Below are 26196 nucleotides of genomic sequence, written 5' to 3' on the forward strand. Positions count from 1 at the left end.
GTCTACCAGCGCCATTCCTGCTGGCCGTAGAGGTGGCCGGCCTTGATTCCGCGGTCGGCGCACCAGGTCATGAACTCCTCGATCTGCTTGATCTGGTACGTGTCGGGGGTGTACGTCGTCGCCATGACGTGGCCGAGCCAGGGCTCCTCGCCCATGGCGTACACGTATGCCTCCTTGGCGCCCAGTTCGGTCATGATCGCGGCGGCCTGCTCGGCGTTGGAGCCGGACAGTTTGCGGGAGTTGCTCATCTTCTTGGTGATCGGGATGGTGAGCAGGGCCTGGTAGAGCCAGGTGAGGGGGGCGCCGTCGCACTCCATGCCGAGGAAGGCGTAGTCGGCGGTGCCCAGTTCCTGCTTGATGTAGCGGTAGAGGGAGGGCTCGATGCCGGAGGAGTCGGCGCCGGCGAAGACGTTCTTGTCGGCGAGCCGCACCCAGTACGTGGACTTGGCGCGGATGTCGAGGTCGCAGTGCTCCCCGAGGAAGGGGGTGGCGGTGACCTTGCCGCCGGGGAACTCGATCTCGTCGAAGTCGTCGACCTCGATCACCGGGAAGCCCTGGCTCTTCAGCATCAGCGCCATGTTGGGGTCGGCCAGGTTGCCGCGGGAGGACCGGGGCACGACGATCGCGCCGACGCGGCCGCGCAGTTGCAGCAGGGTCTCCAGCACGATGTGGTCCTGGTGCCCGTGGGTGATGAGCACGAGGTCGATGAAGTCGGGCAGGTCGTCCAGGGTGTAGCGGTCGCCGGCCGTGCTGTCGGCGCTGATGAAGGGGTCCGTGACGATGGCCGCCTGCGGGGTCTGCATCACCAGACAGGCGTGGCCGAAGTAGCGGATGCGGCCGCCGGACTCGATGTGGCGGTCCTCGGCGAGGGAGGGCTCTTCGCTGAGCATGTGCGACAGCTGTCCGGCCTGGGTGTCGTCGAGGCCGAGGGCCTCGCGCAGGTGCCCGAGGGTGGTGGGCCGCACGCGGGTGCGGAACAGTGCCGCGAGGCCCTCGTGGCGGAAGGGGATGTCGAGCTCCAGGACGTCCGGGGAGGGCAGGCGCGGGGTGCTCAGGACGAAGGGGCGCTCGATGCCGGTCTCGAAGGACAGCTGCACCGACTGCCGCGACTCCTGGTAGATGTCGCTCTTGTAGACGACCGGCTCCATGAAGCGCAGCTGCGCCTGGTTGTCGGTGTCGTAGGCGAGCTCGATCAGACCGCCGAGCTCCGGCGGCAGCTTCGGGTACAGCGGGGTGAGGTCGAAGCCGGTGGCGTTGGCGCGCAGCAGTTCCTGGCCGGCGACGATCGCGTCGGCGAAGCGCAGGATGTGCGCGCGGTCCCGCTTGATCGCGGCGAGCAGATCGCGTACCTCGTCGGCGCGCTCCTCCGGGATGTTGATGAAGTAGCCGCCGCGGAGGTCAGGGTTGTTGCTGGCCGCCACGTGCACCTGGGGGGACTGCAAGTAGGACTCGAGCAGCGGTACCTGGAGGAATGCGAGGTTCATCGCCGACTGCACCGGTGCCGTGGTGTACGGCCACGCAAAGAATCTGTCGATCAGCGGTTCGACGATCACTTTCGAGCGCAGGAACAGCTGCTGATCAGCCATGGGTTTCCCATCTCTTGGAGCTTTTGAACAGGCGGGGGTGCGGCCTCAAGCTAGGCGTGACGGGGCTGGCCGATCAATGTCCAACAGATTTCACGGCGTTGTGTTCAACTGCTTCCTCGCCGCAGTTGAACGTCCGGAAAGCCCTCTGTAATTCGGGCAGAAAAGGCTCGTCCGTTCAACCGTGCACCAGCGGCAGTTGAACACCCGTGGGCCATTGTTACGGTTGCCTCATTCTTCGCGCACTCTTCCGTCGCCGCCCGTGAATTGCCGCCGAATTCCTTGCGCAGAAAGGGTCGATCACGTGGTCCTCGACGAACTCGTGGTGGCTCCGGTGACGATCACGCCGACCAAGCCGCTCACGCCGACGCATGTCAAAGGCCTGCTGTGGACGGACATCCTGGTCAAGGCGAGCGCGCCGGCCGGGCGGGTGCGGCTGCTCTGGAACGACCGCATGGCGACCCTGACGACTCAGTCGACGGCGTTCTGGCAGTACCTGGACCGGGTCGAGCCGGACACGGACTGGGGCCGCGAGTCGGCGGCTGCGATCGGTGAGCGTTACGTCCGCTTCCACACCGAGGGCGCGAGGAGCGATCCCCGGGGTGTGGGCGCCTACCTGGAGCGGGTCGACACGTCCGGGTGGATCCACCCCGCCGGCCGGCGGGTGCTGGATGCGTGGCGCGCCGAGCTGGAGCTGCTGGGTGTCGCCGATCTCGGCCTCGGGGCGGACCGTCCGCTGGCCGCGGCGGCGGACCCGATGCTCGAAGCGCTGGCGGAGCGGGGCCTGTTGGTCGACCACCGCCGCTTCGGCGGTCCCGTCCACCTGGACGGCACGCGCTGGGGCCTGCCGCTGCGGCAGCTGATCGGGAGCGACGGGCATCCCAACTATCTGCTGCCCATCCTGCGCGAGCTGATCCCGGCGATCGGCCCGGGCCGGGTGTTCCTGCTGGTCTTCGACGACGGCCTGGCCGCCGACTACCTGCTGCTCGACCGGGTGCTGACCGCGTTCGGCGGCCACTCGGTACGGCTGCCGTTCAGCAGGGTGCCGGTCGCCGGGGCGGTGCGTTCCAGCCGCTACGGCGGTTGGCGCGGCTCCACCCTCTCCGACCTGTCGGCGGTCTCCGGCTCCGCCGACCGGGCGGCCTACCGGCTGGGGATGCGGTTGTACTTCGCGGGGGTGCTGCCCCGGCGCTCCGTGCAACCGTTCCGCATGTCGGTGCTGCGCCGGTGCGTGGGACGCGCCGCCCGGCTCCTCGCGCGTGCCCCGGCCGACGTCGACGGGCGCGGGCTGCCGGAGGCGCTCTCCCGGTCCCGGGACCCGAACGGTTTCGTCGACCCCTACCGGCTGACGACGTCGTTGCTCCGCCCGCTGCCTGCGGACCCGCGGGTGCTGAGGATCTACACGTGAGCGGGTTACCGGCCGGGGCGCCGGCGGGTGTGCCGGCTCTGCGGGCCGCGGCACTGTCCCGGGTGGCGGCGGTCCGTGCGGGGCTGGGCGCCGGACCGGTGCCCAGGGGGCTGGGGGTGGCCGTGGTCGTGGCCGACCTCGACGTCGCGGCGTTCGTCCGGGGCACCGCTCAGTTCACCGTGGGCCTCCCGGACGACCTGCGGGAAGGCTGGTACCGGACCTTCACCAGAACGGTGTTCCTGGCGGGCCGGCCGACGGCCGTGGCGGTCCGGCATCCGCACCGGCTCGTCACCCCGGACGGGAACCTCGCGTGGTACGGCCCGGCCGCACGCGGGGCGCTGCTGCCGCTGTCCCGGCTGCTGCGCTCCTTCGAGGGCCCCCGGCCGGTCGAGGTGCCGGCCGGGCCCCTGACCGTGACCGTGCCGGGACCGCCCTCCGGCCGCACCGCACAGGTGTCGGTCGCGGTCGGCGGCGTCAGCACCAGCGCCTACCTCGTCCACGTGCACCATCTGATCGCGGAAGCCGTGCTGCGCGGACTGGTCGGCCCCGGTGACACCCTGCGGGTCGGCCACCGGCGGTGCCTCGACCCGGCGGAGTTCCACGACGCCCTCGACCCCGCCCGTGCCGGTTCGGTCCAGACCCGGATCGCCGGCAGCGGTTCCGACCCCGACCGACTGGCCCTGTTCGGCGTGCTGACGTCGGACCGCAGCGAAGGAGACCACTGACGTGCAGGCCGAACGGGTGCTCGCGGAGCACCGACGGTTCCTGGAGTGCCTGGAGCGCCCCGAGGAAGCTCAACACGACCTGCTCCGGGACATGCTGGAGCGCAACGCGGACACGTCGTTCGGGCGTGAGCACGCGCTGGCCTCGGTCCGCACGCTGGACGAGCTGCGCCGGGCCGTGCCGATCCGCACCCACGAGGCGATGATGCCGTGGATCGAACGCGCCATGGCCGGCGAGCCGAAGGTGCTGACCACCGACGACCCGGTCGTCTACTTCTCGTCCAGCGGGAGCACGGGCCGCGAGAAGCACATCCCCATCACCCGCACCTACATGCGGCAGACGTTCCTGCCCTTCTACCACGCGAGTTTCGCGCCGCTGCTGCAGGCACTGCCGCAGGCACCGGCCGCACCCGGTGGTGTGCTGAACCTCTGGCAGGATCCCACCTCGCCGATCACCCGCACCCCGCAGGGCCGACCGCACATCGGGGCCAGTCAGGTCGATTACCGCAAGTTCGGCGAGGACTCCGCCGTGGGCCTCGGCAACAACGCTCCGTGGAGCCGCATCCCCGAGGCGCTGGCCGGCGACGACCCCTGGGAGCGCAGCTACTACAAGCTGCGCCTGGCCGCCGAGCAGGACATCCGGGTGGTGATCGGCGTCAATCCCGCGATGGTGGCGGGGCTGCCGTACCAACTGCGGCAGATGTGGCCGCGGTTGGTGGACGACATCCGGGCGGGCACCCTCGGCGGTCACCGGCACTCGACGCCGAACCCGGAGCGCGCGGAGCAGATCGAGGAGTACGCGAAGACGTTCGGCACGGTCCACCCCTACCACCTGTGGCCGCGCCTGGCCGCCGTGTTCGTGTGGAACAGCGGCCTCGCGCGGTCCTACCTCCCCCGCGTGCGGGAGACGTACGGGCCGGGTGTGCGGCTGTTCCCGGCGCCCATCGCGTCCTGCGAGGGACCGGCGGCCGTGCCCGTCGACGGGCATCCCCACGGAGCCCCGCTGTATCTGCCGGGCTGCGTCTACGAGTTCGTGCCCGCCGAGCGGCCTGTCACCGCCGGCAGTGAGACGCTGTCGGCCACCGAGGTGGAGGAGGGGCGCGACTACCACCTGGTGCTCAGCCACGTCGGAGGGCTGTACCGGTGCGCCGTCACGGACGTGGTCACGGTGGTCGGCCGGGTGGGCCGTACCCCGCGCATCGAGTACGCCGGGCGGGACCTCGTCCGGTCCGCGGCCGGGGAGCGGCTGACGGAGGCCGTCGCGCTGCGCGCCCTGCGGGCCGCGTGCGGCGACACCGGCGCGGAGCTGCGCAACGCGACGTTCCGCCTGTGCCCCGGGGGCGAGGGGGCCGGCCCGCGCTACCGGATCGCCGTCTCCTTCGCGGGGCCCGCGGTGCCCGGACTGGCCGCCGCGCTCGACCGGCGGCTGTCGCGGGAGTGTCCCGGCTACGCCGCCGGCCGCGGGACCGGGGCGATCCGACCGGTCGAGGTGATCCCTGTCCACCCGGACGCGTTCCTGCGGGAATGGGAGCGCGCGGCCCGCTCCGGGCAGCGCCCGCCCCGCATCAAGGACCGGGTCTTCATGCCCGACGAGGAGAGATGGGCGAGGATCGTCGCCACCGCGCAGGAGGTGGCGGCGTGACACCGGAGAAGGCAGGGCAGGGGACGGCCGGCGTGGTCCCCGGCCGGGGGCAGTACACGGAGGACGCCCGCAGACAGCGGCTGGAGTGGCTGCGCGGGCACAGCGGCGCCGCGCTCACGTCGCTGGAGCGGACCGGCCTGGACGCGTACAACCTGGTCGGCAACGTGGAGAACTTCATCGGTTCGGTCGAGGTGCCGGTGGGCCTGGCGGGGCCACTGCTGTTCGTCGGGGACGCGGCGCGCGGGGAGGTGGTGGCCCCGCTGGCGACCACCGAGGGCGCCCTGGTCGCGTCGGCGTCCCGGGGCGCCCGGGCCGTGACCGCGTCCGGCGGGGTGTCGACGAGGGTGCTGTCGCAGCGGATGACGCGGGCTCCCGTGCTGGAGTGCGCCGACATCGCCGCCGCCCACCGTCTCACCGAGTGGTTGCGGGAGCGGCGGCCCGCGCTGGAGGCACAGGTCGCTCTGGTGTCCCGGCACACCCGGCTGGTGGACGTCGAGCCGCACCAGATCGGCCGGTATCTGCATGTGCGGTTCGTCTTCGAGACCGCCGACGCGGCCGGGCAGAACATGACGACGGCGGCGACCTGGCAGATCTGCCGCTGGCTGACCGACGCGCTCGCCGCCGAGGAAGGGCTCAGGCCCAGGAACCTGCTGCTGGAGGGCAATCTCAGCGGGGACAAGAAGGCGACCGTCGGCTCCATGCTGGCCGGCCGCGGCACCCGGGTGACCGCCGAGTGCCGCCTGAGCCGCGACACGGTGGCCTCGGTGCTCAAGACCACGCCCGAGGCCATGGTGAAGAACCACGTCTCCACGGTTCTGGGCGCCCAGCAGATCGGCATGCCGGGGCACGGCGTCAACGCGGCGAACATCGTCGCGGCCCTGTTCGTCGCCACGGGCCAGGACGTGGCCTGTGTCCACGAGTCGGGGGTGTCGATCTTCTCGATGGAGCAGGACGGCGACGATCTGGTCGCCACGATCCTGCTGCCCAACCTGGTCGTGGGAACGGTCGGCGGGGGTACCGGGCTGCCGCACCAGCGTGAACTGCTCGACCTGCTCGGCTGCGCGGGTGAGGGTGGCGGCCGCCGGTTCGCCGAGATCGTCGCCGGGTTCGCGCTGGCCCTGGACCTGTCGACGATGGCGGCGCTGGTCAGCGGCCAGTTCGCCCAGGCGCACCAACGGCTGGGGCGGGCCCGGCGGGTGGACTGGCTGCGGGAAGGCGATCTCGACGCGGCGCTGCTGCAGCCGATGCTGACGCGCGGTCTTGACGACCCCGGCCTGCACGTCACCCGGGTGGAGCCGTCGCCGCCCCTGCGCGGGGACGGGATCGCCGGCGAACTCGGGGCGCTCGCCGAACGGCGCAGACTGAGCGGGCTGCACCCGCTGCGGGTCGAGTGGACCGCCGGTGACGGCTCCCCCACCGCGGCCGACCTCGTCGCCAAGGTCAAACCCCGCGGCGAGGAGATCGTCGCCGGGATCGCGATGGTGCTGTCCCTGTGCGGCCCGGAACCGGCCGCGGCGTGGGAGCGTTGGGGCGCGGTCACCGGGTTCGGTGACGCGCACCGCCGTGAACCGGCCGTGTACCGGCGGCCGGAGAGCGCGCTGACGGAGCTCCTCCCGCGCTGTTACGGGATCCTGGAGGACGACGAGCGGGAGGCGTACGTCGTCCTCATGGAGCGCTTGTCCGACGACGGCCGGCCGTGGACGCGTGACCGGATCGACGGCGTGCTGCGCGGCGTCGGGCGGGTGCACGGCCACTGGCTCGGCCGGGACGAGGAACTGCTCGCCGAGGGCTGGTTGCAGCGGGTGCCGGAGCCGGCGGACGTGGCCAAGGCGCACGAGCTGTGGGGGGCGCTGGTCCGGCACGCCGCGCAGGAGCAGCCCGATCTGCTGGGCCCCGCCCGGGCGGACGTGCTCACGGGTCTGGTGGAGGATGCCGGCCAGTGGGTGCCCGCGGTGCACTCCCTGCCCCGGACGCTGGTGCACAACGACCTCAATCCGCGCAACATCGCGGTGCGGGGAGAGCGGATCGTCGTGTACGACTGGGAGCTCGCCACGGTCGACGTGCCGCAGCGGGACGTCGTGGAGCTGCTCGCGTCCACCCTGGGTCCCGACGCCACGGCGGACGACGTCGAGCACGCGCTCGCCGTGCACGCAGAAGCCGTGGCCGCGGTGTCGCCGGAGGCGGCCGCGCTGGTGGCCGGATGCGACTGGCGCCGCGGCTACCGGCTGGCACTGCGCACGTTCATGACGACCCGGCTGGCGCTGTACCTCGCCGGGCACAGCCAGCGCGAGTTCGGCTTCCTGCCGCGCCTCGCGCAGACCTCGTTCCGGCTGTGGCAGCTCGAAGCGGCCCGGGAGGAGGACTGAGGTGCGGGCCGCTGTCGTGGGGATCGACGGCACGGGCAAGACCACGGTGCTGCGCCGGATGCGCGAGCGCGGCGACATCGCGGTCGTGCACGCCATCCGGGCCCATGACGACCCGGGCAGTCCGTACGCCGCGCTGTCCAGGGCGCTGGCCGGGGCGTCGGCCGCGGCGGACGCCCTGGGCCGGGTGCAGCTGAAGCTGGCCGTGCTGTACCTGCAGCTGTGTCTGTACGGCCCGACGGAGCGGCGGGCGGCTCGGGAGGGCCGGATCCTCGTCTCCGACCGGCACCCGTTGATCGATCCGCTGGCGTACCTGCCGATGTTCGTCCGGGCCGATCATGAGGACACTCCCGACGCCGACGTCGAGGCTTTCTGGCGCGGACAGGAACCCCGGGCCGCCGGGGCGGTGCGCGACTGGCTCGTGGCCCGTACCGGAAGCGCCGACCCGAGACCGCTGGGCACCGATCTCCTCCACAGGGCGACGGGGCCGCCGCAGGACGTCCTCGACCATTTCAGCCGGTCGTGCGGCGTGTCACTGCCCCACGCGGTGGTACTGCTCGACCTCCCCGTCGAGGACGCGCTGGCACGGACCAGGGACCGGCGCGGCGGGGGCGAGTTGCACGAGACGGCGGACCTGCTGTCGCTGGTCCGGCAGCACTACGAGACAGCTCTGGCCTGGCTGGCGCGCACCCGGCCGGAGGTCGCCGTCCACCGTGTCGACTGCCGCGGCCGCACCGCGGCCGAGGTGACCGAGGCGGTCCGCGAGGCGGTGGGCGCCACCGCGGCCGGGGCCCGGACGCGTGGAGGCGAGGAAAGACGCTGAACAGGCGTGTCACACCGGTCCTTCCACCGGGCGGAAGTGGTGTTGCGCCCCCGTGAAGCGCTTCCCGACGATGGTCGCCACGACAGAGAGACGGGAGCCAGCGCCCATGCCTCACATGACCGCGTTCGCCAGGAACCAGTGGTACGTCGCCGCCTACAGCCATGAAGTGGGGCGGGAGTTGCTCGGCCGGACGATCCTCGGTGAGACGCTCGTGCTCTACCGGACGGAGGAGGACGGGACGCCGGTCGTGCTGCACGACCGCTGTGTGCACCGGCGTTACCCGCTGTCCGAGGCGCCGACGCGGCTGGACGGGGACCGGATCGTGTGCGGCTACCACGGGTTCACCTACGACCCGACCGGCACGTGCGTGTACGTTCCGGGGCAGAAACGGGTGCCGCGCACCGCCCGGGTCGCCTCCTACCCGGTCGTCGAGCAGGACTCGCTGATCTGGGTGTGGATCGGCGACCCGGCGTCGGCCGACCCGCGGTCCATCCCCCGGGCCCGGCACCTGGACGCCCCCGGCTGGGTCACGGTGCGCGGCATGGAGCCCATCGACTGCGACTACGGCCTGCTCGTCGACAACCTCCTCGACCTGTCCCACGAGACGTATCTGCACGGCGGTTACATCGGCACCCCCGAGGTCGCCGAGACGCCGATCACCACCGAGGTCGACGAGGGCGCCGGGATCGTCCGGGTCAGCCGGCACATGGACGACGCCGCATGCCCGCCGTTCTACGCCAAGTCCACCGGCATCGACGGCCGGATCACCCGCTGGCAGGACATCGAGTACCACGCGCCCTGCCTGTATCTGCTGCACAGCCGGATCGCCCCGGTCGGGGTGCTGCCCGAGGCGGACGGCCGCGACCCGAACGGCTTCCACACCGAGATCACGTACGCCATCACGCCCTCGGGTGACGGCACGGTGTACGACTTCTGGGCCGTCTCCCGCGACTGGGCGACCGACGACGCCGAGGTCACCGAGTTCCTGCGGGGCAACAACCACACGGTCGTGATGCAGGACGTCACCGCGCTGAACCTGCTGCAGAAGACGCTCGGCACCGAACGCACCGGCTACCAGGAGCTGAGCATCAACATCGACACCGGTGGTCTGGCCGCCCGCCGCATCCTCGCGCGGTTGGTGGAGCAGGGCGCCAAGCCCGAGGAGAAGCTCCGGTGACCGCTCCGACCGGCGAGATCTACCGCATCGCCTGGCTGCCCGGCACCGACACCCTGCACGGCACGTGCCATTGCGGCCGCGAACACGTCGCGCAGGACCCGGTCGAGATGTGGGAGTGGATGCTGGCCCACCCGCGGGGGCACTCGGTGGACGAGCCGCGAGGGACCGGTTCATGAAGACGTACGAGACCGAACTTGTCGTCGACAAGCGGGAGTTCGCCGCCGACGGGGTGCTCGCCCTCACCCTGCGCCATCCGCTGGGTGAGCAGCTCCCGGCGTGGGAGCCGGGCGCGCACGTCGACGTCGTGCCGGTGCCCGGTCTGGAGCGCCAGTACTCGCTGTGCGGGGATCCGGCGGACCGGTCGGCCTGGCGGATCGCGGTGCTCCGCGAGAGCGCCGGGCGTGGCGGCTCGGCCCATGTGCACGAGCGGGTGGGCGAGGGCGACAAGGTACGGGTGCGCGGGCCCCGGAACAACTTCCGTCTGGAACCCGCTCCCCGGTACCGCTTCGTCGCCGGCGGCATCGGCATCACACCGATCCTGCCGATGCTGGCGGCGGCCGAGGCGGCGGGCGCCGACTGGACGCTGCTGTACGGCGGGCGCAGCCGCGGGTCCATGGCCTTCGCGGAGGAACTGGCACGCTACGGGGACCGGGTGACGATCGCTCCCGAGGACGAGTCGGGTCTGCTGGACCTGGCGTCCGTGCTGGACGACGTGCCCGAGGGCACTCTCGTCTACTGCTGCGGTCCGGGGCCGCTGCTGGACGCGGTCGAGGCCCGGTGCCCGTCGGGGGCGTTGCGCGTCGAGCGGTTCCGTCCGAAGGAGCAGGAGACCAGGGCCGCCACCGCGTTCGAGGTGGAACTCGCGCGGAGCGGCACGAGGCTCACCGTCACGCCGGACGTGTCCGTGCTCGACGCCGTGCGCGCGGCCGGGGTCGAGGTGCTGTACTCCTGCACGGAGGGCACCTGCGGCACGTGTGAGACGGACGTCCTCGACGGCGAGCCGGACCACCGCGACTCGGTGCTGACGGACGACGAGCGGGCGGCCGGCGAGACCATGATGATCTGTGTGTCCCGCTGCCGCGGAAAGCGGCTCGTCCTGGATCTGTGAGAGGCCGGCCCCGGCCGCCGTCGCGGCCCGTTCAGGGCGCTGCCCACAGGCCCCGGACGTGTCCGAGGTGCCGGGTCATCACGGCGCGGACGGCCTCCTCGTCGCGGGCGAGCAGCGCGTCGAGGATCTCCAGGTGCTCCTGCGCCGACGCCTCCAGCCGCCCCTGCTCGGCCAGTGCCGTCAGGCCGTAGAGCCGGGAGCGGCGCCTCAGGTCGCGGACGACGTCGACGAGGTGGCCGTTGCCGGCGAGGGCCAGCAGACCGAGGTGGAAGCGCAGGTCGGCTTCGACGTAGGCGATGAGGTCCCCGGCAGCGGCGGAGGTGACGATCTCCCGGGCGGCCGGGCGCAGTGCCTCCAGGGCCACCGGGTCGGCCGTGCGGGCCAGTTCCGCCGTGGTGGGGATCTCGATCAGCGCTCGGATGTGTGTGTACTCGTCGAGTTGCCGCTCGGAGACGGCCGTGACCCGGAAGCCCTTGTTGGGCACGGTGTCGACCAGGCCCTCCTTGGCCAGGTCGAGCATGGCCTCGCGCACGGGTGTGGCGGAGACGCCGAAGCGGGCGGCGAGTCCGGGGGCCGAGTAGACCTCGCCGGGCCGCAGTTCACCGGCGATCAGGGCGGCCCGCAGCGCGTCCGCGACCCGCTCCCGGTGGCTGGGCTTCCTGCTGCCCAGGGTGGGCAGGGCGGGGGTGTGCTGCGGGGCCATGACCGTTCGGGGTTCCTCTCCGGTGCGGGGCTGCTACAGGACGAACCCGGCCGGGAACGGGTCCTCCGGGTCCAGCAGGTACTGGGCGGTACCGGTGATCCAGGCGCGGCCGGTGAAGCTGGGCAGGACGGCCGGGCGGCCGGCGGCCTCGGTGGTGCCGAGCAGCCGGCCGGTGAAGCGGGTACCGATGAAGGACTCGTTCACGAACTCGGTGTGCAGCGGGAGTTCGCCGCGCGCGTGCAACTGTGCCATGCGGGCGCTGGTGCCGGTACCGCAGGGCGAGCGGTCGAACCACCCTGGGTGGATGGCCATGGCGTGCCGGGAGTGGCGGGCCGTCGAGCCGGGGGCGGCCAGGTAGACGTGGTGGAGGCCGTGGATGGACGCGTCCTCCGGGTGGACGGGCGGATCCTCGGCGTTGACGGCGGCCATGAGGGACAGGCCCGCGGCGAGGATCTCGTCCTTGCGGGTCCGGTCGAAGGGCAGACCGAGCTGCTCCAGCGGCAGGATGGCGTAGAAGTTGCCGCCGAACGCGAGGTCGTACGTCACCGTCCGGCCGTCGGCGAGGGTGGCCTTGCGGTCGAGGCCGACGGCGAAGGAGGGCACGTTGCGCAGGGTGACCGCCTTGGCCGCCCCGTCCTGGACGGCCACCTCGGCGACGACCGGCCCGGCAGGGGTGTCGAGGCGGATGGTGGTGACCGGCTCGACGACCTCGACCATGCCGGTCTCGACCAGGACGGTCGCCACGCCGATGGTGCCGTGCCCGCACATGGGCAGGTAGCCGGAGACCTCGATGTAGAGGACGCCCCAGTCGCAGTCGGGCCGGGTCGGTGGCTGGAGGATCGCGCCGCTCATCGCGGAGTGGCCGCGCGGCTCGTTCATCAGCAACTGCTTGATGTCATCGCGGTGTTCGCGGAACCAGAGCCGCCGTTCGTTCATGGTGGCGCCGGGGACGGTGCCGACGCCGCCGGTGATCACGCGGGTGGGCATGCCCTCGGTGTGCGAGTCGACGGCGTGCAGGACGAGTCTGCTGCGCATGGTCCTCAGCTCAATCCGGCCGCGACGGCCTTCTCGGTGGCGGCTCGGACGGTGGCCTCCTGCTCGGGCGGCAGCGGCACCCGCGGCGGGCGGCAGGGGCCGCCGTGGCGGCCGACGAGGTCCATGGACAGCTTGATGGCCTGGACGAACTCCACCCGGGAGTCCCAGCGCAGCAGCGGGTGCAGTTGCCGGTACAGGGGCAGCGCGGTGTCCAGGTCACCGCCGACGGCCGCGCGGTACAGCTCGACGCAGGCGCGGGGCAGCGCGTTCGGGTAGCCCGCGACCCAGCCCTTGGCTCCGGCGACGGCCAGCTCCACCAGGACGTCGTCCGCGCCGATCAGCAGGTCCAGCTCGGGGGCGAGTTCGGCGATCCGGTAGGCCCGTCGGACGTCGCCGGAGAACTCCTTCACCCCTTGGATGTGTCCCTCGCCGTGCAGCCGTGCGAGAAGTTCGGGCACGAGGTCGACCTTGGTGTCGATCGGGTTGTTGTAGGCGACGACCGGCAGGCCCGACCGGGCGACCTCGGCGTAGTGGGCGAGGACGGAGCGCTCGTCGGCGCGGTAGGCGTTCGGGGGCAGCAGCATCACGGCGCGGCAGCCGGCCTGCGCGGCCTGCTCGGCCCAGCGCCGGGCCTCGGCCGACCCGTAGGCGGCGACGCCGGGCATCACCCGCTCACCGCCGATCGCGGCGACGGCCGTCTCGACGACCCGGGCCCGCTCCTCGGGTGTGAGCACCTGGTACTCGCCGAGGGAGCCGTTCGGTACGACGCCGTCGCAGCCGTTCCGGACCAGCCAGGCGCAGTGCTCGGCGTACCGGTCGTGGTTCACCGACAGGTCGTCGTTCAAGGGGAGCGCGGTGGCGACGAGCACGCCGCGCCAGGGTCGGGGTTCGGTCATGACGGTCCCTCCTGGGGGTGTTGCCGGGCGAGGACGCCGAGCGGCACGGGACGGGCGAACGGGCGCTTGCCGGGGGCGGGCGGGCAGCCGGCGAGACCGGCGACCGCGGTGCCGCACATCCGGCCCTGGCACCAGCCCATCCCGGCGCGGGTGAGCAGCTTCACGGTGCGTTCGTCGCTCGCGCCGAGATCCAGCGCCTCGCGTACGGCCCCGGCGGTGACCTCCTCGCAGCGGCAGACCACGGTGTCGTCGGTGATCCGCTCGGGCCAGTGCGCGGGCGGCGCGTAGGCGGAGTCGAGGGCGGCGGCGGACCGTGCGAGCTTCGTACGGGCCTTGAGGGCGGCGGGCGCCGGGCCTGGGGCGGTGCCTCGCAGGCGGGCGGCGGCGGAACAGCCGGCGATGTGCCCCTCGGCGAGGGCGAGGTCGGCGCCGCCGACGCCGGTGGCCTCGCCGGCCGCCCATACGCCGGGCACGTCCGTGCGCTGCTCGGGGTCGACGGCCACGGTGAGCCCGTCGAGGCGGCAGCCGAGGCTCTCGGCGAGGTCGGTGTGCGGGAGCATGCCGTGGCCTACGGCGACGGTGTCGCAGTCCAGGCGCCGCTCGGTGCCGGGCCGGACCCGGCCCCCGGCGTCGAGGGCGGCGACCGTGACGCCGGTCAGCCGGTCGTCGCCGTGGGCACGGACGACGGTGTGGCGCAAGAGGACCGGGACGCGGTGGCGCAGCAGCCTGGCGGCGTACCCGGCGCCTTCCGGGAGCTTGCCGGCCAGGGCCCGGCCGTGGCGGGCGAGACGGGCCGGGCCGGCCGACTCGACGAGCGCGGCGACCTCGGCACCGGCGGCCGCGAGTCCGGTCGCCACGGGCAGCAGCAGCGGCCCGGAGCCGGCCACGACCGCTCGGCGCCCCGGCAGGACCAGTCCGCCCTTGAGCATGGCCTGGGCGCCGCCGGCGGTGACGACTCCGGGGAGGGTCCAGCCGGGGAAGGGCAGCACCTTCTCGTAGCCGCCGGTGGCCAGGAGCACGGCGCGGGCGCGCACCTCGACGGGCTGCTCCTGCTCCGGCCCGAGCAGCGCGTACACGGTGAAGCCGTCGGGGGTGCGCTCCACGTTCCAGACGTGGTGGTCCGTCAGCACGCGTACGGCACTTGCGGCGAGGCCGTTCCGCAGCCGCTCCCAGGTCCGCCACCGGTGGTGCAGCGCCCCGGGCCGGCCTGCGCCCAGTCCGGCGGCGGGCTGCCGGTAGAACTGCCCGCCGGGCTGTGCGGCGGCGTCGACGAGCGTGACCCGCACACCCCGCGCGGAGGCGGCCAGGGCGGCGGCGAGCCCGGCCGGTCCGGCGCCGATCACGGCGAGGTCAGTCCTCATGACACGCCTCCTCGCGGCCGGTTCCGCCGCCCTGTGCCCCGGTCTCGCCACGGCCCGTCCGGGCCCGCGAGCCCGTCTCCCTGCGGCTCGTCCCGCCCTGCGTGCCCGTCTCCCCGTGGCCCGTTCCCTCCTGCGTGCCGATCTCGTCCCCGGGCCGCACCGGCACCAGGCAGGCGCGTTGGTTGGGGCGGCCGTTGACGGTCACCAGGCAGTCGAAGCAGACGCCGATCCCGCAGAACACCCCGCGCGGACGGCCCTGTGAGCGGGTGGAACGCCAGGAGGTGACGCCCGCCGCCCACAGCGCCGCGGCGACCGTCTGTCCGGGCAGCGCCTCGACGGGCCGCCCGTCGAACGTGACCGTGAAGGCGGGGCCGGGCCTGGCCCCCGCGAGCTCCAGCGGGTTCATTCGGCCTCCTCGGTGAAGCGGTCGGGCCGGAAGGGGACGAGGTCCAGATCGGGCGTCCGTCCGCTCAGCACCTGTGCGAGGAGATGCCCGGTGCCGGTTGCCAGTCCGATGCCCGCGCCCTCGTGCCCGCAGGCGTGGAACAGCCCGGGCGCCCTCGGATCCGCGCCGATCGCGGGCAGATGGTCCGGCAGATACGGCCGGAAGCCGGCGTACGTCCGCAGGGCCCGGACGTCGCCGAGGAACGGGAAGAGCCCGGTCGCCCCGGCCGCCAGGGCGCGCAGCGCGGGGCGGGACAGCGACCGGTCGAAGCCGACGCGTTCGCGGCTGGCGCCGATGAGGACCGGTCCGGCCGGGGTGCCCTCGACCACCGGGGAGGTCTGCAGTGTCGCCGAGTCGCTGGCGACGTCGGCCACGTAGTCGGCGGCGTACACCTTGTGCCGGATGCGCGGCGGCAGCGGTTCGGTGACCAGGACGAACCCCCGCCGGGGCAGCACCGGCAGGGACACCCCGGCGCGGGCCGCCACCTCGCCGCCCCAGGTACCGGCCGCGTTGACGACCGCGGGTGCGTGCAGGACGCCCCGGTCGGTCCGCACGCCGCGCACCGCACCGCCCGGACCGCGCAGGATCCCGGTCATCTCCCGCCCGGTGAGCACCCGGGCCTTCGAGGCACGCAGCAGGTGCGCCGCCGCGAGGGCGGGCATCACCTGCGCGTCCTGCGGGTAGTGCATGCCGCCCGCGAGACCGGGGGCCAGGTACGGCTCCAGGTCGGTGAGCACGTCGGCCGGCACCGGGAGGGCCTCGACCCCGGCCGCGCGCTGCCCCGCGGCGAGTTTCTCCAGCCCGGCCAGGGCCCGGTCCGTGCCGGCGACGACGACACCGCCCTTGGCTTCGTACTCGACGGCCCCGCCCAGCCCCTCCCGGGCCAGGGCTGCCCACAACCGGGCGGACAGCAGGGCCAGTTCGAGCTCGGGGCCTGGCTCCTTGTCGGAGACGAGGAGGTTCCCCTCCCCCGCTCCGGTCGTGCCACCGGCCACCGGGCCCCGGTCCACCACGACGGTGTCCAGGCCCGCCCGGCCCGCGTACAGGGCGGTGGCGGCTCCGATCACTCCGGCTCCGACCACCACGACATCGCAGGTCAGCGACTCGCTCACGTCAGTACTATGTCACACACCACAGACGCGGGGAAGGGTGCGGGCAGGACGGGCGGACACCCGGCGGTCGCACCGGCGACGTCAGTCGACCGTGGGGACGACACTCAGATGGGAGGCGGTGCGGCGGGCGCGGCGCTCGCGGGACGCGGAGCGGCGGGCCTCGCGCAGCACGAACGTGACCCGGGCGCAGCCCAGTTCCTCCAGCGTCCTGGACGTCTCGACGACGATCCGGCACTCGGTGGATCCCCGGTGCGGATCGGGGTGCACCAGGGGCCGGACGGCTCCGTCCTGCTCGACGGCACCCTCGCCGACCGCACGGATCCAGTGCGGCAGGCCGTGCCGGTAGGCGGCCTCCATGATCGGGTCCTGGGCGATGTCACGGCGGATGGCCTGCAGACCGTGGTCGGGGCCGTGGCCGTCCACGGTCCGCGCGAAGTGCGCGAGCATCGGCAGGCACCAGCTCGCCTCGTGGTCGCCGAGCACGGTCGGGGCGTCGGGGTGGAAGAGGACGAACCTGAGGAAGTTGTCGTCCGGCATCGCGGTCGGATGCGGGCCGACCTCACGGAAAAGTGACCGGAAGGCGCCGTTGGTCAGCACCACGTCCCAGCAGTGGTCGACGACGAGCGAAGGGAAGGTGACACCCTCCAGGAGCCCGGCGTAGTCCTCCAGGTAGGCCTGGGCCTCGGGAGTCTCGGGGACGGGCCGCGGTGCCGGCCGCTGCCCTCCTGCCTGATATGCCATCGGGAGGTCACCCCTCTTGCCTGTGCGGCCTTGACGCGGCGCCCCGATCCTGCTGGTCCGAGCTGAGGCATGTCAACTATCGTGGCATTCAGCGTCTGTTGACGGCTGAAATTGGCCACAGTTGTGGCGAGACCTGGATGTGAGTTCGAAGCACCGGCTACGCTCCGGGAAGTTCACGCCGGGGTAGGTCACGGCATCCACTTGTGAGAAGCCTGTGAGATACGTAGGAGATCTGTCGGTGACGGGTGGCTTCGTCGAAGGTCCGGGCGTCACGCCTACGGCCGTGCTGCCGGCCGTCGTCTCCCGTGTCGGCGCGCTCGCCGACCGGCTCGGCGTGCCGCACGCCGAGGTCTTCGACGTCGGCAGGCTGTCCGTCGCCTCCGGAGTCCCGGACCCCGTGATCAAGGCCCTGCTCAGCGGTCGTCCGGCGGGTGAGCCCGACGTCCAGGCCCGGTTCCTGCAGCGGCTGGACCTGCTGCGCCGGACCCGGCTCAAGCCCAACGGCCGCAAGTACACCCAGCAGGAGATCGCCGACGGCGCGGGCATGTCCCGCCAGCAGGCCGGCGCCCTCATCAACGGCGACCGGCGGCCGACGATGGAGCACTGCGACGCCCTCCAGCGGTTCTTCCGGGTGCACGCCGGCTTCCTGACCGCCGAGGACCCCGAGGCGCTCGTGAGCGCCCTCCAGCACATCGAGCAGGAGCTGCTGCAGAAGCTCGCCGATCGTGAGCGGCAGGCCGCAGCGGCGGCGGACGACCCGCTGGAGCGGCTGCTGCAGGACCACGGCGTGCGCGGCATCGCCTGGCGTGCCGCGCAACTGCCCACCGACCAGCACCGCGACAAGGTCGCGGAGTGGCTGGACATGCTCCTGGAGAGCGTCAAGCGGCCCGAGTCGTGACCGTGGGGAGAACTGTGGGCATCGGTAGGGAAATGCGCCGTCTGTGCGGCGAGCTGGTCGCGGAGCTGACTCTCCCCGCGCCGGCCCGGCCCGACGAGCTGTACGCCGCCCTGTGCGACGGCATGAGCAGACGCCGTGGCCGCCCCGTCCGCTTCCGCACGGCCGCGTTCCCGCCCGGAACGGCCAGCGGGCTGTGGCTGGACATGGCCGAACAGGACCTCGTGGTGATCGAGGAACGCACCGCTCCCGAGCACCAGTTGGTGATCCTCGGCCATGAGCTGTGGCACATGAAGGCGGGGCACTGCTCCCACCACGTCGAGGGCGCGGCCGTGGCGGCCCGGCTGCTCGACGACGGGGCCGACCTCCAGGCGACTGTGCTGAAGGTCGCCGCCCGCACCCGTTTCGACCTCGACGACGAGAAGGAGGCCGAGAGCTTCGGCCTGCTGCTCGCCAGCAAGTGCCGTGCCTGGCTCGCCGGTTCGTCCTCGCGGGGGCCGGTGCAGCGGGACCATCTGGCGGGGCGGATCGAGGCATCGCTGGGGTATCGCGGACCCCAGGGCTGACGGGCCGCCCGGTGCGGTGACGTGGTGCGGCGGCCTCCGCCGAGCGGGCGAACCGGAGGGCGGCGGGGCCGGATTGTCAGTGGTGGGCGGCAAGCTGGAGGTGCGCCATCGCTGTGCGGGGGCGCACGCGCCGCGAGGCGCGGGACCGACGACGCCGACACGGGGAGAGCCGACCGATGCCCACCGCCGTTCTGACCGATCGTGAACGCACCGCCGTCCAGGCATATCTGCGGCTGCTGCACACCGTCCGCGCCGCCTTCGACCGGGAGGGCGGCCCGCCGCTCGTCCCGCCGGCGGTGCTCGCCGAGGCGGAGCAGGCCCTGGAGCGCGCCGGCCTGTCCGGCAACGAGGAGGCGTTCTTCCGTCTCCTGGAGCAGTGGTGCCCGGAGCCGGGCAGCTGAAGGGCGTTCGCCTCGGGGCGAGTGCCGTGCAGCGGGTTCAGGCGTGCGGCACCGCGATCGCCGTCGCGATCAGGCCCCGCCCCGCCGTCCAGCGGCCGTCGAAGTGGTCCAGGCGGCGGGTGCCCACCCGGGGCCCGGGGACGAGCAGCTCCGCGCGGAAGGTGCCGTCGGGGTCGAGTTCGATGTCGGCCTCCATGAAGTCCAGCCACTTCCCGGTGAGGGGGAACCACGCCTTGTAGACGGACTCCTTGGCGCTGAACAGGAGCCTGTCCCAGTGGATGCCGGGTCGTTCGGCCGCCAGCCGCCGCAACCGGTCGGCCTCGGCCGGCAGGGACACGGACGGCAGGACGCCCTCGGGCAGCGGTCCGTGGACCTCGGCGTCGATGCCGAGGGACGCCAGGTCGGAGGCGCGCACCAGCGCGGCGGCGCAGTAGCCGTCGCAGTGGGTCATGCTCCCGGCCAGCCCGGCCGGCCAGCCGGGGGCACCGCGCTCCCCGGGCAGGATCGGCTGCGGCGGCACGCCGAGCTTCTCCATGGCCCTGCGGGCGCAGGAGCGCACGGCGGCGAACTCCCTGCGCCGCTTGGCGACCGCCCGTGTCAGGAGCGCGGCCTCCTCGGGGTACAGCGGGGTGTCCGCCTCCGCGTGTCCGTACGTCTCGACGGTGACCACCGTCTGCGGCAGCAGCTCCTCGATCACCGCTCCTCGCCCTCCTCCGGCAGGATGCGCCGCAGCCGCCCCGGCGGCTGGGACCGTTTGCTCCACTCGCGCGGATAGCCCACCGACACCTCCTCGAAGCGCACGCCCTCGTGGAAGGTGGTGCGGGGGATGTGCAGATGGCCGTAGACCATCGCGGACACGCGGAACCTGCGGTGCCAGTCGGCGGTCAGGTCCGTGCCGCACCACATGGCAAACTCGGGGTGCCACAGCACGTCCATCGGATGCCGGTGCAGCGGGTAGTGGTTGACCGGGATCACCGGCAGGTCGCCGGGCAGTCCGGCGAGTCTGCGTTCGGTCTCGGCGACCCGTGCCCGGCACCAGGCCTCCCGGCTCGGGTACGGGTCGGGGTGCAGCAGATACTCGTCGGTGCACACGATGCCGGTGCCCTGCGCGTATTCCAGGCCCTGTTCCTTGGTGGTGCAGCCGGCCGGCAGGAACGAGTAGTCGTACAGCAGGAACAGCGGGGCGACGACCGCCGGGCCGCCGGGGCCCTCCCAGACGGGGTAGGGGTCCTCGGGTGTCGTCACGCCGAGGTCGCGGCACAGCTCGACCAGGTGGGTGTAGCGGGCGACGCCGCGCAGGGTGACGGCGTCGCCCGGATGGCTCCACAGCTCGTGGTTGCCGGGCACCCAGACGACCTTGCGGAAGCGGCCGGCGAGCGTTTTCAGGGCCCAGCGGATGTCCGCCACGGTCTCGGCGACGTCCCCGGCGACCAGCAGCCAGTCGTCGTCCGTCCCCGGCCGCATGCCCTCGACCAGGGCGCGGTTCTCCGGGTAACCGATGTGCAGGTCGCTGATGGCCAGCAGTTGTGCGGCGCCACCGGCCGTCGACGTCACCTCTCGCCCCCTCCGTCCGTCCCGGACGCCACCAAGAGATCACATCCGTGTGACCGGGACAAGGCGGCCCGGGGCCGTGGGCGGAGAATTCCTTCACACGCGCGTTGCACGAGACGGCCCGCCGAAGCCGTATGATCTGGGCCCAACACCACCGCTGTGAACGCCCCTGCCCCAGGGGCGGTTTGGTGTCCCTCCCTTCTTCTGCCCGGGCACGGGCTGCTCAGCCCTGCCCGCGAACCGTGAAAGGCGGCCTGCATGGTCTCTCGCGTACGCGTCTGGCTCAACCGCACGTACGCGGAGAACGTGTTCTTCATGGATCAGCTGCGGAGGAATCCCAGCGACCGGGCGGTCGAGATCCATGCCACGCACGGCGACCCCGACTCGCCGGTGCTGGCCGCCGCCGACACCGCCGAGCTGGAGCCCGAGAACCTCTCCCCCGCCGGGTACGTCGAGTACGCGCTGGACCAGTGCGCGCGGCGGGGCATCCATGTGTTCGTGCCCCGGCTGCACCAGTCGGCGATCGTGGCGCACCGCGCCGAGTTCGAGGCGGCGGGCACGGCGGTCCTGGCGCCGCCGCCCGAGGCCGTGGCCGTCTTCCACGACAAGGTGATCGCCTACGAGGCGGTCCAGGCGATCGGTGTGCCGGTGCCGCCGTGGTACCGGGTCCGCTCGGAGGACGAACTGGTGACCGCCGTAGAGGAGTTGGAGGCCGGTGGGCACAAGGCGTGCTTCAAGCCGGCGTCCGGGGCCGGCGGGGTGGGCTTCCGCGTGATCACGCGTACGTCCTTCTCCCTGGCGCATCTGAGCGGTTTCCCGAGCCCGTACGTGCCGCTCGACCTGGTGCTGGAGGCGCTGCGGCGGGACGAGGAGCCGGTCGACTGGTTGGTGATGCCGCGTCTGGAGCAGCCCGAGGTGTCGGTGGACTGCCTGACCGGGCCGGACAACCGGGTCCGGCTGGCGGTGGGCCGTACCAAGAACGGCCGCCGCCGCGGCTTCACGCTGCACGACCGGTGGCTGGACCCGGCCCGGCGGATCGCTGAGGGATTCGGTCTGCACTACCTGTCCAACATCCAGTTCCGGATGCTCGGCGACCGGCCGGTGCTGATGGACGTCAACACCCGCCCGGCGGGCGGACTGCACCAGCTGTCCCAGTGCGGCGTCAACGCGCCCTGGGCGGCCGTGCGATTGGCCCTCGGCGAGGACCCGGGCGACATCGAGCCGCCGTTCCTGGGCCAGGACTACACGGTGGTGTCGGGGCCGCGTCCGCTGCTCCCGGTGTCGCTGCAACAGCAGCGGCCTCAGGTGCCGGAGCCGCTCCCGGCGGTGCCCTCTCCCGCAGCGGCCGAGCGGGCCGGCACCGTCGGGCCGGCGGCTCAGGCGGCCCCGCTCCCGGGCCTGGCCGCGAGCGCCCCGCGCCACACCGGGCTGTCGACGTAGTGGTTGCCGAAGCGTTAGGAGTCCTTCATCTCGGACGGGTGCGGCCGGCCCGGCTCGCTGCGGCCCACGGGTGCCGGCGGTGTCACGCCTGCCGCGGCGCCGGAGCCGGGCGTTCCCCCGAGCCGCGGACGATGAGCCGGGTGGGGACGGTGACGGTGCGGGCGCGGGAGCGGTCGCCGTCGAGGCGGGCGAGGGCGGTCGTGGCGGCTGCCCTGCCGATCTCCTCGGGGTCCTGCGCGACGACCGTCAGGGCGGGCTCGAGGGCCTCGGCCAGTTCCACGTCGTCGAAGGCGACGACGGCGACGTCCTTCCTCCTGCTGCGGGCGAGTTCGGTGACGATGCCCAGGGCGACGATGTTGTTGCCGGCGAACAGGGCGGTGGGGGGATCGTCCAGGCCCAGCAGCCGGGAGGTGACGGCGGAGGCCCCGCGCTGGTCGTGGGCGTTGGCGACCAGGGTGCGGTCGTAGGCGATGCCCGCTTCCTGGAGGGCGTCGCGGTAGCCGGCCAGTCGTTCACGGCGGGTGTAGAGCTTGGTGGGCAGGTCGCCGACGAAACCGATGCGCCGGTGGCCGTGGGCGACCAGGTGGGCGACGCCGTCGTGCGCGCCGGTGCGGTTGGAGCTGACCACGCTGTCGGTGGACAGGCCGGACCCCAGCCGGTCGAGGAAGACCACGGGCAGGCCCCTGGTGCGGTGGGCCTTGAGGTGGGAGTGGTCGGCGCCGACGGACGGCACGACCATGAGGACGCTGACGCGGCGGGCGAGGAACTTGTCGGTCAGGGCCCGCTCGCGGTCGGGGTCGTCCGCGGAGGAGCCCATGAGGAGGGTCAGTCCGCGTTCGCGGACGGTGTCCTCGATGCTTCGGGCCACGGCCCCGAAGAAGGGGTTGCCGAGGTCGGGGATGACCAGCCCGATGGTGGTGTCCGGTCCGCCGACCCGGATGTTGCGGGCCATGAGGTTCGGCTGGAAGCCGAGTCGGGCGACGGCGGCGAGGACCTGTTCCCTCGTCTCGGCGGAGGCGGGCCCGTCCTCGTTCAGGACACGGGAGACCGTCTTGGCGCTGACACCGACTTCGCGTGCGACGTCGGCCAGGGTCGGGCGGCGGTTCGCTGCCATGGGGGAGGACTGTCTCCTGTGCTCGTCGGTTCCGGCCGCGGCCTCGGCCGGAATCCTGTGAGGGCGGGTGGTCAAGTGGCCTGGACCCCGGCGGCCTTCGCGGCCGCGGAATCCGCCACGACAGTATCCCCGGCCGCGTCGACACCGAGCGCGCCGGTCATGATGGCGACGACCTCCGCCATGGAGTAGTCGGAGGGCTTGATCAGGGCGGCGCGGCGGCCCAGCCGGTGGACGTGGATCCGGTCGGCGATCTCGAAGACGTGCGGCATGTTGTGGCTGATCAGGACGACCGGCATGCCCTTGTCCCGGACACGGCGGATGAGGTCCAGGACCTGCCCCGATTCCTTCACGCCCAGCGCGGCGGTGGGTTCGTCCATGACGACGACGCTGCGGGCCCAGGCGACGGAACGGGCCACGGCCACGGCCTGGCGCTGTCCGCCGGACAGGGTCTCGACCGCCTGCGTCAGGGAGCGCAGCCCGATCTTCAGGTCGGCCATGTGCTCGGCGGCCTCCTGACGCATGCGCTTCTTGTCCAGCAGGCGGAAGACACTGCCGAGGACGCCCGGGCGGCGCAGTTCGCGGCCAAGGAACATGTTCGACGCGATGTCCATGGAAGCGGCCACGGCGAGGTCCTGGTACACCGTCTCGATGCCGTGGGCGCGGGCGCTCTGAGGGCCCGAGAAGGTGATGGGTTCGCCGTTCAGGCGTATCTCGCCCGCGTCGGGGGTCACCGCGCCGGTGAGGGCCTTGATGAGGCTGGTCTTGCCGGCGCCGTTGTCGCCGATGACGGCGAGCACCTCGCCGGGCAGCAGGTCGAAGTCGGCGCCGTCGATGGCGGTGACGTGGCCGTAGCGCTTGACCAGACCGCGGGCCTGGAGGACGGGCGTCGGGGAGGAGGTGGCGGTCATCGGGCCTTCTTCCGGGAGATCTGGTCGACGGTCACCGCGAGGATCACCAGGACGCCGGTGATCAGGGTCTGGTAGATGGAGGCGACTCCCATCAGCTGGAGCCCGTTGCGGAAGACGCCGACGATGAGGACGCCGATGAAGGTGCCCAGGACCGAGCCGCGTCCGCCGAAGAGGCTGGTGCCGCCGAGGACCACGGCGGTGATGCTGTCCAGGTTGTCCGTCTGGCCCGCCTGCGGGTCGCCCACCCCCGTACGGGAGATGAGGAGCAGGGCGGCGATGCCGTAGAGGACGCCGGCCGCGGTGTAGACGCCGATGGTCAGCCGGGAGGTGCGGATGCCGTTCAGGCGGGCCGCTTCCTGGCTGTTGCCCAGGGCGTAGACGTGCCGGCCCCAGCCGGTGCTGCTCAGCGCGTAGGCGAGGAGGAGGAACAGGCCGATGGTGACCAGGGAGCCGTAGGTGATGTCCGTTCTGCCCAGGGGGAAGGTCTGCCCCAGCGCCGTCAGCGGGCCGGGCAGGTTCGTGACCGTCTGCTCCTCGGAGTAGATGTGGGTGAGCGCGAACGCCACGTTCAGCATGCCGAGGGTGACGATGAACGGCGGCAGCGGGATCTTCTGCACCAGCAGCCCGTTGAGCAGGCCGAAACCGCCGCAGACGACCAGACCCAGGGCGATCGCGGCCAGCGGCGGCAGCGAGCCCTCGGCCGCCATCTTGGCGATCACGATGCTGCCGAACGCCATCACGGCCCCGCACGACAGGTCGATGCCCGCCGTGAGGATGATCAGCGTCTGGCCGATCGCGAGCGTTCCGACGACCATGACCTGCTGGACGATCAGCGAGAAGTTCCCGCCCGTGAGGAACTGGTCGGTCGAGACGGAGAAGAACACACAGGCCAGCAGGAGCGCGACCAGCGGACCCGTGGTCGGCTGCGTGAGCAGCCTGCGGACCGTCGTCGGGGCTTTCAGCCCGGCGTAGGGCGAGGATGTGGACGGTGGCGTGGACGTGGCAGTCATGCGAGGTCCTTGACGGAGGGTGGGGAGGCGGCCGGCTCCCGGCCGGGGAGGTGGGAGCCGGCCCGCCGGCTCGGGGTGAGGCGGTGCGGGCGGTCCTCGGGGCGGCTCAGCCCCAGCAGTTCTCCAGGCCGTAGGCGGTGTCCTTGGACGTGACCCCCGGCTGCGCCTTGTCGGAGATGAGGGTGACGCCGGTGTCGGTGTAACCGGAGGCCTTCTTGCCGTCCTTGGCGTAGGTCACGACGGCCTTGACACCCTCGGCGGCCATCTTCAGCGGGTACTGCTGCGAGGTCGCGGCGATCTTGCCGTCCTTGACGGCGCGGGTGCCGGTGCAGCCGCCGTCCACGGACACGATCAGGACGTCCTTCTCGCGGCCCTTGGCCTTCAGGGCGGTGTAGGCGCCCAGGGCGGCCGGTTCGTTGATGGTGTAGACGACGTTGATGCCGGGTTCCTTCTGGAGGCAGTTCTCCATGGCGGTCTGGCCCTTGGACTGGTCACCGCCGGTGTCCTGGGCGCAGGCGACGTCCTTGTCGGTGGCGCCGAAGCCCTTGAGGAAGCCGTTGTGCCGCTGGACGCCCACGGAGACTCCCGGTGCGAGGTCGAGGGCGGCTATCTTCGCGGTCTTGCCCTTCATGGCGGCCTTGGCGTACTCGCCGATCAGTTCGCCGGCCTTGAGGTTGTCGGTGGCGAAGAGGGCGTCGACGGCGCTCTGCGGCTCGGTAGGGGTGTCGAGCGCGATGACCAGGACGCCCTTGGCCTTGGCCTTTTCGAGCGCGGGCACGATCGCCTTGGAGTCGCTGGGGGTGATGAGGATGCCCTTCACGCCCGACGCGACCATGTTCTCGATGGCCGTCACCTGACCGGCGTTGTCGCCGTCGAACTTGCCCGCCGCGGTCATGAGCTGCACGCCTTCGGCCTTCGCGGCCTTATCGGCACCCTCCTTCATCTTCACGAAGAACGGGTTGGTGTCGGTCTTGGTGATCAGACCGACCTTGACATCGCCCGAGGAGGAGCCGGCCGAAGCCGAACCGGCGCCGGAGCCGGATCCGCAGGCCGTCAGGGCGAGGGCCGCGACGCCGGTGCACGCGGCGGCTCTGAGGAGGGAGGAGGGCATACGAGTGGTGCGAGACATGAAACGACTCCTGCGGGATAACGAGCGGCGCGGCCGGCATGGGAGCATGCCGTCCCGAGGTGT

At 72.5% G+C, this 26196-nt stretch carries 25 protein-coding genes and 1 pseudogene; 12 read left to right on the forward strand and 14 right to left on the reverse strand.

Going from position 1 to position 26196, the window contains the following annotated elements:
* Nucleotides 1-2: 2 nt before the first annotated feature.
* A complete protein-coding gene (locus ACIQU3_RS15355) occupies nucleotides 3-1586 on the reverse strand; it encodes an MBL fold metallo-hydrolase (protein ID WP_403925368.1) in 1584 nt (527 codons plus the stop codon).
* A 301-nt stretch (nucleotides 1587-1887) separates the two neighbouring features.
* Between ACIQU3_RS15355 and ACIQU3_RS15360 the strand changes: the two genes are divergently transcribed.
* The 8 genes from ACIQU3_RS15360 (at nucleotide 1888) to ACIQU3_RS15395 (ending at nucleotide 10826) form a co-directional block, all read left to right on the forward strand.
* Entirely contained in the window at nucleotides 1888-2991 is a 1104-nt protein-coding gene (locus ACIQU3_RS15360; RefSeq protein WP_403925370.1) for a hypothetical protein, read from the forward strand.
* Nucleotides 2988-3716, forward strand: coding sequence for a DUF6182 family protein (locus tag ACIQU3_RS15365; RefSeq protein WP_403734214.1), 729 nt, complete (start codon nucleotides 2988-2990; stop codon nucleotides 3714-3716). Before ACIQU3_RS15360 ends, ACIQU3_RS15365 begins: the two co-directional genes overlap by 4 nt.
* A 1-nt stretch (nucleotide 3717) precedes the next feature.
* Nucleotides 3718-5355: a GH3 auxin-responsive promoter family protein gene (locus tag ACIQU3_RS15370; protein ID WP_403734211.1), complete on the forward strand. Its 1638-nt coding sequence runs from the start codon at nucleotides 3718-3720 to the stop codon at nucleotides 5353-5355.
* Nucleotides 5352-7721 (forward strand): hypothetical protein, encoded by a 2370-nt coding sequence (locus ACIQU3_RS15375; protein ID WP_403734206.1) that lies wholly within the window; start codon nucleotides 5352-5354, stop codon nucleotides 7719-7721. The genes ACIQU3_RS15370 and ACIQU3_RS15375 overlap by 4 nt, the downstream gene beginning before the upstream one ends.
* A 1-nt stretch (nucleotide 7722) precedes the next feature.
* Nucleotides 7723-8541, forward strand: coding sequence for a hypothetical protein (locus tag ACIQU3_RS15380; RefSeq protein ID WP_403734203.1), 819 nt, complete (start codon nucleotides 7723-7725; stop codon nucleotides 8539-8541).
* A gap of 106 nt (nucleotides 8542-8647) precedes the next feature.
* The gene (locus ACIQU3_RS15385; RefSeq protein ID WP_403734198.1) at nucleotides 8648-9718 is read left to right on the forward strand and encodes a Rieske 2Fe-2S domain-containing protein; all 1071 of its coding nucleotides are present in this window, start codon (nucleotides 8648-8650) and stop codon (nucleotides 9716-9718) included.
* Nucleotides 9715-9894 (forward strand): hypothetical protein, encoded by a 180-nt coding sequence (locus ACIQU3_RS15390; protein ID WP_403734195.1) that lies wholly within the window; start codon nucleotides 9715-9717, stop codon nucleotides 9892-9894. The genes ACIQU3_RS15385 and ACIQU3_RS15390 overlap by 4 nt, the downstream gene beginning before the upstream one ends.
* Complete coding sequence (locus tag ACIQU3_RS15395) at nucleotides 9891-10826, forward strand: PDR/VanB family oxidoreductase (protein ID WP_403734188.1); 936 nt, start codon at nucleotides 9891-9893, stop codon at nucleotides 10824-10826. The genes ACIQU3_RS15390 and ACIQU3_RS15395 overlap by 4 nt, the downstream gene beginning before the upstream one ends.
* Nucleotides 10827-10857: 31 nt before the next feature.
* On the opposite strand, the gene ACIQU3_RS15400 is transcribed toward ACIQU3_RS15395, so the two are convergent.
* From ACIQU3_RS15400 to ACIQU3_RS15430, 7 genes and pseudogenes are all read right to left on the reverse strand, one after another.
* Entirely contained in the window at nucleotides 10858-11529 is a 672-nt protein-coding gene (locus tag ACIQU3_RS15400; protein WP_403734185.1) for a GntR family transcriptional regulator, read from the reverse strand.
* A 33-nt stretch (nucleotides 11530-11562) separates the two neighbouring features.
* On the reverse strand, nucleotides 11563-12564 hold the full coding sequence (locus ACIQU3_RS15405; protein ID WP_403925373.1) for a proline racemase family protein: 1002 nt from the start codon (nucleotides 12562-12564) through the stop codon (nucleotides 11563-11565).
* A 5-nt stretch (nucleotides 12565-12569) separates the two neighbouring features.
* On the reverse strand, nucleotides 12570-13460 hold the full coding sequence (locus ACIQU3_RS15410) for a dihydrodipicolinate synthase family protein (RefSeq protein ID WP_403734176.1): 891 nt from the start codon (nucleotides 13458-13460) through the stop codon (nucleotides 12570-12572).
* Nucleotides 13457-14821: an FAD-dependent oxidoreductase gene (locus tag ACIQU3_RS15415; RefSeq protein ID WP_403734173.1), complete on the reverse strand. Its 1365-nt coding sequence runs from the start codon at nucleotides 14819-14821 to the stop codon at nucleotides 13457-13459. The genes ACIQU3_RS15410 and ACIQU3_RS15415 overlap by 4 nt, the downstream gene beginning before the upstream one ends.
* A gap of 115 nt (nucleotides 14822-14936) precedes the next feature.
* A pseudogene (locus ACIQU3_RS15420) lies at nucleotides 14937-15227 on the reverse strand ((2Fe-2S)-binding protein); the annotation flags it as partial.
* Nucleotides 15224-16378: an NAD(P)/FAD-dependent oxidoreductase gene (locus tag ACIQU3_RS15425; protein ID WP_403734168.1), complete on the reverse strand. Its 1155-nt coding sequence runs from the start codon at nucleotides 16376-16378 to the stop codon at nucleotides 15224-15226. The pseudogene ACIQU3_RS15420 and the gene ACIQU3_RS15425, both read right to left, overlap by 4 nt.
* Nucleotides 16379-16459: 81 nt before the next feature.
* On the reverse strand, nucleotides 16460-17119 hold the full coding sequence (locus ACIQU3_RS15430; RefSeq protein WP_403925377.1) for a hypothetical protein: 660 nt from the start codon (nucleotides 17117-17119) through the stop codon (nucleotides 16460-16462).
* 238 nt (nucleotides 17120-17357) lie between these two features.
* Here ACIQU3_RS15430 and ACIQU3_RS15435 point away from each other — a divergent pair, with 238 nt between their 5' ends.
* The 3 genes from ACIQU3_RS15435 (at nucleotide 17358) to ACIQU3_RS15445 (ending at nucleotide 18981) form a co-directional block, all read left to right on the forward strand.
* Nucleotides 17358-18017: a helix-turn-helix domain-containing protein gene (locus tag ACIQU3_RS15435; protein WP_403734303.1), complete on the forward strand. Its 660-nt coding sequence runs from the start codon at nucleotides 17358-17360 to the stop codon at nucleotides 18015-18017.
* A gap of 32 nt (nucleotides 18018-18049) precedes the next feature.
* Complete coding sequence (locus ACIQU3_RS15440; protein WP_234848058.1) at nucleotides 18050-18580, forward strand: toxin-antitoxin system, toxin component; 531 nt, start codon at nucleotides 18050-18052, stop codon at nucleotides 18578-18580.
* A gap of 176 nt (nucleotides 18581-18756) precedes the next feature.
* Nucleotides 18757-18981 (forward strand): hypothetical protein, encoded by a 225-nt coding sequence (locus tag ACIQU3_RS15445; protein WP_366714563.1) that lies wholly within the window; start codon nucleotides 18757-18759, stop codon nucleotides 18979-18981.
* A gap of 37 nt (nucleotides 18982-19018) precedes the next feature.
* On the opposite strand, the gene ACIQU3_RS15450 is transcribed toward ACIQU3_RS15445, so the two are convergent.
* Complete coding sequence (locus tag ACIQU3_RS15450) at nucleotides 19019-19678, reverse strand: 4'-phosphopantetheinyl transferase (RefSeq protein ID WP_403734159.1); 660 nt, start codon at nucleotides 19676-19678, stop codon at nucleotides 19019-19021.
* Nucleotides 19675-20535, reverse strand: coding sequence for a metallophosphoesterase family protein (locus tag ACIQU3_RS15455; RefSeq protein WP_403734156.1), 861 nt, complete (start codon nucleotides 20533-20535; stop codon nucleotides 19675-19677). Before ACIQU3_RS15455 ends, ACIQU3_RS15450 begins: the two co-directional genes overlap by 4 nt.
* 255 nt (nucleotides 20536-20790) lie before the next feature.
* On the opposite strand from ACIQU3_RS15455, the gene ACIQU3_RS15460 reads away from it, so the two are divergent.
* Nucleotides 20791-21972 (forward strand): ATP-grasp domain-containing protein, encoded by a 1182-nt coding sequence (locus tag ACIQU3_RS15460; RefSeq protein ID WP_403734153.1) that lies wholly within the window; start codon nucleotides 20791-20793, stop codon nucleotides 21970-21972.
* A gap of 82 nt (nucleotides 21973-22054) precedes the next feature.
* Here the strand turns inward: ACIQU3_RS15460 and ACIQU3_RS15465 are convergent, their stop codons facing one another.
* The 4 genes from ACIQU3_RS15465 to ACIQU3_RS15480 all read right to left on the reverse strand — a co-directional run bounded on the left by ACIQU3_RS15465 (nucleotide 22055) and on the right by ACIQU3_RS15480 (nucleotide 26133).
* Entirely contained in the window at nucleotides 22055-23086 is a 1032-nt protein-coding gene (locus ACIQU3_RS15465; RefSeq protein WP_403925379.1) for a LacI family DNA-binding transcriptional regulator, read from the reverse strand.
* A gap of 71 nt (nucleotides 23087-23157) precedes the next feature.
* Nucleotides 23158-23994, reverse strand: coding sequence for an ATP-binding cassette domain-containing protein (locus ACIQU3_RS15470; protein WP_403734147.1), 837 nt, complete (start codon nucleotides 23992-23994; stop codon nucleotides 23158-23160).
* Complete coding sequence (locus ACIQU3_RS15475; protein ID WP_403734143.1) at nucleotides 23991-25004, reverse strand: ABC transporter permease; 1014 nt, start codon at nucleotides 25002-25004, stop codon at nucleotides 23991-23993. Before ACIQU3_RS15475 ends, ACIQU3_RS15470 begins: the two co-directional genes overlap by 4 nt.
* 106 nt (nucleotides 25005-25110) lie before the next feature.
* Complete coding sequence (locus tag ACIQU3_RS15480; RefSeq protein ID WP_403925380.1) at nucleotides 25111-26133, reverse strand: sugar ABC transporter substrate-binding protein; 1023 nt, start codon at nucleotides 26131-26133, stop codon at nucleotides 25111-25113.
* Nucleotides 26134-26196: the final 63 nt, after the last annotated feature.

Origin of the sequence: Streptomyces sp. NPDC101110, assembly GCF_044759525.1 — a bacterium.
Classification (GTDB): Bacteria; Actinomycetota; Actinomycetes; order Streptomycetales; family Streptomycetaceae; genus Streptomyces.